This is a genomic window from Blautia sp. DFI.3.45, from assembly GCF_020593505.1.
Lineage (GTDB): Bacteria > Bacillota > Clostridia > Lachnospirales > Lachnospiraceae > Blautia_A > Blautia_A wexlerae.
Genome location: NZ_JAJDMI010000137.1, coordinates 1 through 884 on the forward strand (window position 1 = coordinate 1; position 884 = coordinate 884).

The 884-nt window shown below is 39.4% G+C and carries 1 pseudogene; it reads right to left on the reverse strand.

Annotated features, from left to right (window positions below):
- Positions 1-31: 31 nt before the first annotated feature.
- Positions 32-795 (reverse strand): annotated as a pseudogene (locus LJE09_RS17255) (IS5 family transposase).
- Positions 796-884 lie beyond the last annotated feature (89 nt).

Below are 884 nucleotides of genomic sequence, written 5' to 3' on the forward strand. Positions count from 1 at the left end.
TAGAGCGTGTCTGAAAAACATTTTAAATTGTTTATTTTAACCAAATTAATATTGAGGCGATACAAATAAATCCCAAGTAGGTTGCAGCTAATTTGTCATAACGTGTAGCGATTCGTCGGAATGCTTTTAATTTCAGAAAATACTTTTCTACTAAATGGCGTTCTTTGTATAACCACCAATCACAATGACGTTCAAATTTAGCTCCCTTTCGGGATGGAATGGTTGGCTCTCCACCGCGGGCGTACACATAATCAAGTAATTTATTACTGTCGTATCCTCGGTCAGCTAACACATTGCTTCCGTTTATTTCAATTTGATCGAGCAAAGGGATTGCATAATTGATATCATTACGCTGTCCCTCACTGATCATTAAATAAACTGGATATCCATAGGCATCTACTGCCGCATGGATTTTGGTGCTGGCTCCTCCACGGCTATGCCCGATTTCATTTGAAGGCCCCCTTTTTTTGCACCGGCACTATGCTGGTGCGCCTGGATAATAGAAGCATCAATGGATAATTCTTCCAATTCTGCTTCAAGACTTAAAATACGGAAAATATTATCAAGGATACCATCATCGATCCATTTTCGGAATCGGCTATAGACAGTTTTCCATGAACCATAACGTTCAGGAAGATCGCGCCAAGGTGCCCCACTACGTGCAAGCCATACAATTCCATTCATAATGATACGATTGTCTTTCCTTGGACGTCCTTGTTTTCCAGTATTTTCAGGAGGTAATAAAGGTTCAATGCGAAGCCATTCTTCATCAGTCAACTCATATCGTCTCAACATAGTGAACACCCCTTTTTCTTTATTTTATCATGAAAAAGGGAAATAAAACATGCGTTTTGTGCAATTTTTATTTTTCAGACACGCTCTAG